The organism is methanotrophic endosymbiont of Bathymodiolus puteoserpentis (Logatchev), assembly GCF_900128525.1.
In the GTDB taxonomy this organism is placed as follows: domain Bacteria; phylum Pseudomonadota; class Gammaproteobacteria; order Methylococcales; family Methylomonadaceae; genus Methyloprofundus.
Genome location: NZ_FQTQ01000169.1, coordinates 1 through 5,723, shown reverse-complemented (window position 1 = coordinate 5,723; position 5,723 = coordinate 1). Strand labels below are relative to the sequence as shown.

Annotated in this window: 6 protein-coding genes; all 6 read left to right on the top strand. The window is 40.8% G+C overall.

The window, feature by feature from the left end:
* The first annotated feature begins 62 nt into the window (after positions 1-62).
* Entirely contained in the window at positions 63-626 is a 564-nt protein-coding gene (locus BQ7314_RS12485) for a flagellar biosynthesis protein FlhF (RefSeq protein WP_174484016.1), read from the top strand.
* Positions 619-1,491, top strand: coding sequence for a MinD/ParA family protein (locus BQ7314_RS12480; protein ID WP_174484015.1), 873 nt, complete (start codon positions 619-621; stop codon positions 1,489-1,491). The genes BQ7314_RS12485 and BQ7314_RS12480 overlap by 8 nt, the downstream gene beginning before the upstream one ends.
* Positions 1,488-2,240, top strand: coding sequence for an RNA polymerase sigma factor FliA (locus BQ7314_RS12475; protein ID WP_280953891.1), 753 nt, complete (start codon positions 1,488-1,490; stop codon positions 2,238-2,240). Before BQ7314_RS12480 ends, BQ7314_RS12475 begins: the two co-directional genes overlap by 4 nt.
* 70 nt (positions 2,241-2,310) lie before the next feature.
* Complete coding sequence (gene cheY / locus BQ7314_RS12470) at positions 2,311-2,700, top strand: chemotaxis response regulator CheY (protein WP_174484014.1); 390 nt, start codon at positions 2,311-2,313, stop codon at positions 2,698-2,700.
* Positions 2,701-2,715: 15 nt separating this feature from the next.
* Positions 2,716-3,447: a protein phosphatase CheZ gene (locus BQ7314_RS12465; protein WP_174484013.1), complete on the top strand. Its 732-nt coding sequence runs from the start codon at positions 2,716-2,718 to the stop codon at positions 3,445-3,447.
* A gap of 10 nt (positions 3,448-3,457) precedes the next feature.
* Positions 3,458-5,723: chemotaxis protein CheA (locus BQ7314_RS12460; protein WP_174484012.1), on the top strand; the 2,266-nt coding region annotated here is incomplete at its 3' end.

Below are 5,723 nucleotides of genomic sequence, written 5' to 3'. Positions count from 1 at the left end.
AATTCGCTCCGTATGTGAATGAATATTTGGCGACAGGAGTCCCAAGTGTTTCATGAGGTAGGATGGCGCGCCTGGTCGCCTTGATTACGATGGATAGTTACCGTATAGGTGCGCATGAGCAATTAAGTACTTACGGTCGTATTTTGGATGTGCCTGTACGTGTCGCTGCTGATGGCGAAGAATTACGTAGTTTAATTAATAGTTTTAGTGATAAACGCTTAATTTTAATTGATACGGCAGGCGTTAGTCAGAAAGATACGCGAATGCTGGAGCAAATAGCAGGTTTGCAGGAGTCAGATATTCCAGTGACACCATATTTAGTGATGTCAGCAACAACGCAATTAAAAGCAATGAATGAAATTATTAGTGCTTTTTCTGAATTTCAACTTAGCGCATGTATTTTAACTAAAATGGATGAAACAGCAGAAACGGGCAATGCAGTCTCTGCTTTAATAGAGCATCAGTTACCTTTAGCCTTTATTACTGATGGACAGCAAGTACCTGAAGATATTCATAAAGCAAATTCTCGTGCATTAATTCAGCAGTGTATCGCAGAATCAGAGAGCGAAGCAGATTATAATGATATGCTTGGCTTTGAAGGGTGGGTGGCAGCAGGCTATGCATAAGCAATTAGATCAAGCAGCGGGAATAAGAAAAATGAAACAAGTCAAGCCTGTGCGAGTTATTGCCATAACGAGCGGCAAAGGTGGAGTAGGTAAAACAAATTTATCGGTTAACTTGGGTGTCTCACTATCTAAGCTAGGGCGTAAAACCGCTTTATTAGATGCTGATATGGGGTTAGCTAATGTGGATATTTTATTGGGCATGCATCCTAAATTTAATTTATCTCATGTTTTAAAGGGGCAAAAAACTTTAGCAGAGATTACCGAGATTGGCCCAGGGGGATTGAGAGTTATTCCCGCCTCTTCAGGCATTCAGCATATGTCAGAGCTCAATAATATTGAACAAGCAGCCATTGTTCATGCCTTTAGTGAGCTAGATAAAGATCTTGATGTGTTGATTGTTGATACTGCAGCGGGTATTTCTGGCGGAGTGGTTAATTTTGCGCGCGCATGTCAAGAAGTGATTGTGGTAGTTTGTGATGAGCCCACTTCATTAACGGATGCCTACGCCTTTATGAAGCTATTAAATCGTGATTATGGTTTGTTTCAATTTCATATTTTGGCCAATATGGTGCAATCCCCACAACAAGGGCAGAATTTATTTAATAAATTGAGTAAAGTGACGGATCGTTATTTAGACGTTACTTTAACTTATGCTGGTGCGATTCCTTTTGATGAGTATTTACGTAAATCAGTGCAAAAGCAAACGGCTGTGGTTGAGGCTTTTCCGCATAGTAAATCTGCACAAGCTTTTAAAAGTGTTGCGCAGCGTATTAATAGTTGGCCAATTCGCTCACAGACGGGCGGTCATTTAGAGTTTTTTGTCGAACGTATGATTAAATACGAAACTCAGGAGAGTGCAGCGTGAATGGTGCCGCAATGTATAGTTCGGTGCAAGCTGTTGGGGCGGTAGATGCTCAGATTATGCAGCATGCACCGTTAGTAAAACGCATTGCCTATCATTTATTGAGCAAGTTGCCAGATTCTGTTTTGGTGGATGACTTAATTCAAGCCGGCATGCTAGGCTTATTGGAAGCCTTGAAAAACTATGATCATAGCCAAGGCGCAAGTTTCGAGACTTATGCTGGTATTCGTATTCGTGGCTCCATGCTGGATGAGGTTCGACGCTCTGATTGGACACCACGCTCAGTGCATAAAAAATCTCGACAAGTGACTGAAGCAATTAAAGAGATTGAGAGTAAAACGACACAGAATGCTACTGCAGGTGAAATAGCAGGGCGCTTGGGCATCTCTTTGGGTGAGTATAATAAAATTTTACAAGACTCAAATAATAGTCGTTTTTTTAGTGTTGAAGAGTTAGCGCAAACGGGTGATCATTTTATAGAGGGATATGTTCAAGATAGTGCCGGGCCTGAAGATATTTTTGGCCAAGATAAATTTAAAGAGGCTTTAGCGACAGCTATTGGTCAATTGCCTGAGCGGGAAAAGCTGGTTATTTCTTTATATTATGATGAAGAATTAAATTTAAGAGAAATTGGTGAAGTATTGAGTGTTAGTGAATCCAGAGTCAGTCAGATAAGTAGTCAAGCAATGCACAGGTTAAGGAGTAAACTTGCAGATTGGCTGGAAGGGAATGATAATAATGAGTCTAGTTGAGTAATATATATTTTAGTTTTAGTTAATTGAGCCGATAAAGTTGCAATGAAGAGTATGTTGGAGAAAGACCTTGGATAAAAACATGAAGATTTTGGTTGTTGATGATTTCTCAACCATGAGGCGTATAGTCAGAAATTTATTAAGAGATCTTGGGTTTACAAATACATTTGAAGCGGATGATGGTAAGACTGCGCTGCCGATGTTACAGGGAGGCAGTTATGATTTCTTAGTCACCGACTGGAATATGCCTGGCATGACAGGGATTGACCTATTAAAAGCCGTTCGTGCTGACCCTAAATTAGTTAATTTACCCGTATTAATGGTGACTGCGGAAGCAAAACGCGAACAAATTATTTTAGCTGCCCAAACTGGGGTTAATGGTTATGTGATCAAGCCTTTTACCGCAGCAACACTAAGAGAGAAGATTGAAAAAATCTTTGAGCGTATTGATAATGCATGAGTCAGGGAGGTAATCATGGAATCAAAAGAAAACCCTCGACTGTTGCTTGCTCAAGACTTAGTGGTAGCATTAGAAAATAATGATGAAACGAAAGCAGATGAAATTTTAGATCAGATTTCGGGTATGCGCGAGAGCATGTTGTTTCAAGAGGTAGGGCGTTTGACACGCCAATTACATGACACCATGAATAGTTTTGCACTTGATTCTAAAATGGTGGAGTTAACTTCGAAAGATATTCCTGATGCTAAAGAGCGCTTGCACTATGTGATTGCTATGACGGAGCAAGCAGCAAACCAAACGATGGCAGTTATTGAGAGTTTAACGCCTATTTCTCAGGAGTTGAGTGATCAAGCTAATGAATTATCTAATAAATGGGATCGTTTTTTAGCTAAAGATATGCCATTTGAAGAATTTAAAAATATGAGTCAGGAAATCACTATGCACTTTGCTCAAACAAAAGAGGGAGTGGAAAGTGTGCAAACAGGGTTGACAGATATTCTAATGGCACAAAGCTTTCAAGATATTACCGGGCAAATTATTCGACGAGTGATTGACTTGGTGCAAGAAATGGAACATAGCATGGTTGAGTTGGTTCGTATATCAGGCGGAAAAATGAAAACAGAGGCAGTAGTCATTGCTGAGCCTGAATTGCCAGGTCCTGTTGTCCCTGGTGTTGATGATAAGGCGAATGACGTGGCAACCAGCCAAGATGATGTTGATGATCTTTTATCAAGCTTAGGTTTTTGAGGACTAAATAATGTCAATTGATCTTGATGACGAAATTTTACAAGACTTTTTGGTTGAAGCGGGAGAAATTCTGGAGTTGCTTGGCGAGCAGTTGGTTGAGTTGGAAAACTCACCTGAAGATAGTGAGTTATTAAATGCTATTTTTCGTGGCTTCCATACGATAAAGGGGGGCGCTGGTTTTTTGGCCTTAGATGCCATGGTTGGTGTCTGTCATAAGGCAGAGGATGTCTTTAATGTTTTGCGTCAAGGTGAGAGAGTCGTTGATACGGAGCTGATGGATGTTATTCTTCGAGTTGCTGATCATCTGAATGAGATGTTTGCAGTTGTTCGTACGGGTAATCTACCTGAACCGGTTGAGCAGGAGTTACTAGATAAACTGCAGTCTTATACGCTGCCTCAAGAGGCTGTCTCAGAAGTAGCTGAAGCAACAGAAGAGGATGTTGCCGAAGAGGTAATCGATGATTCTGTACTTGTTACTGAAAATGCCGCTGATGCAGTTAAGCAAGAATTTGAGCTGATGTTGGGGCTGGCTGAAGGAGAAATGTCTGAGTCAGCAAGTGATGAAATTACTGAAGGTGAATTTGATGACTTGCTGGATGCATTGCATGGCAAAGGTGGATCACCCACCCCGACGAATGAAAATAGTTCTAAGTCTTCTGCTACGGCTTCAGATGAGATAACTGAATCAGAATTTGATGATTTATTAGATGCATTACATGGTAAGGGTTCATTTAATGCAGAAAAAGTAGTGGGCTCGACTAATGAGGTATCTGCCCCTCCCGCTGCTGCTTCAGGTGATATTACTGAAGAGGAATTTGATAATTTATTGGATAACTTGCATGGTAAAGGTAAGTTTAAGGCTAAATTAATTGAGGATCAGCCTGATGTTACGCCTTCAACTGCGGTTGAAGCAGCAAAAAAAATAGCACCTAAAAAAGTTGAAAAGGTGGCAGCAACTGCAAAACCTAAAATAAAGCAAGAATCTCCTGCTAAAACAGCACCACCGGCTGAAACAACAGTGCGTGTTGATACCCATATCTTGGATAATATAATGAATATGGTGGGTGAGCTAGTGTTGGTGAGAAATCGCTTTCAAACGCTTGCAGTGGAAAAAGGTGATGAAGATATTGTCAAAGCCGTCGGTAACTTAGATGTTGTTACTGCTGATTTACAGTTGGCCGTTATGAAAACGCGGATGCAACCTATTAAAAAGGTTTTTGGCCGCTTTCCTCGCGTTGTTAGAGATTTGGCGCGCAGTTTGAAAAAAGAAATTGCATTAGTGCTAGTCGGAGAAGAAACAGATCTTGATAAGAATTTAGTTGAAGCCTTAGCTGATCCTTTGGTACATTTAATTCGTAATGCAGTAGATCATGGTATTGAATCTCCTGAAGACCGCGAAGCTGCTGGTAAAAAACGGGAAGGTACGGTTATTTTGACCGCCTCGCAAGAGGGCGATCATATAGAGTTAAGAATTAAAGATGATGGTAAAGGCATGAATGCCAATCATCTGCGTAGTATTGCTGTGACTAAAGGACTAATGGATGAGGAGTCAGCGGCTAGATTAGATGATAAAGAATGTTTTAATTTGATTTTTGCCCCAGGTTTTTCTACTAAAACAGAAATTTCTGATGTTTCTGGACGTGGTGTGGGTATGGATGTTGTAAAAACCCGTATTACTCAAATGAATGGTACCGTTGAAATTGATTCAGTAGAAGGTGTAGGTAGTACTATTATCATTAAAGTGCCGCTTACTTTAGCTATTATGCCTACGTTAATGGTTAAATTAGGTGGTCAATCTTTTGCTTTGCCTTTAGCGAGTGTACTGGAGATATTAGATTTAGATTTAAGTGCAACTAAAGTAGTTGATGGGCAAATGGTGATTATGGTACGTAATAGAGCCTTACCTTTGTTTTATTTAAGTGACTGGCTAGTGAGTGATATAGACTATTCTGCTAAAAAAAGTGGTCATGGTCATGTCGTTGTCGTTAACTCGGGGGGGCGACAAATAGGTTTTGTTGTAGATCAGCTAATTGGTCAGGAAGAGGTTGTTATTAAGGCTTTGGGTGCTAAATTACATGGCTTAGATGGTTTGGCAGGTGCAACGATTACTGGGGATGGGCAAATTGCTTTAATTCTGGATGTGCCGGGAATCAGGCGCGCCATCCTACCTCATGAAACACTTGGGACTCCTGTCGCCAAATATTCATTCACATACGGAGCGAATTGGATAAGCCCCAGTACGCCCTGCGTCCGCTTCAACTTCGCACAAAAGCCGC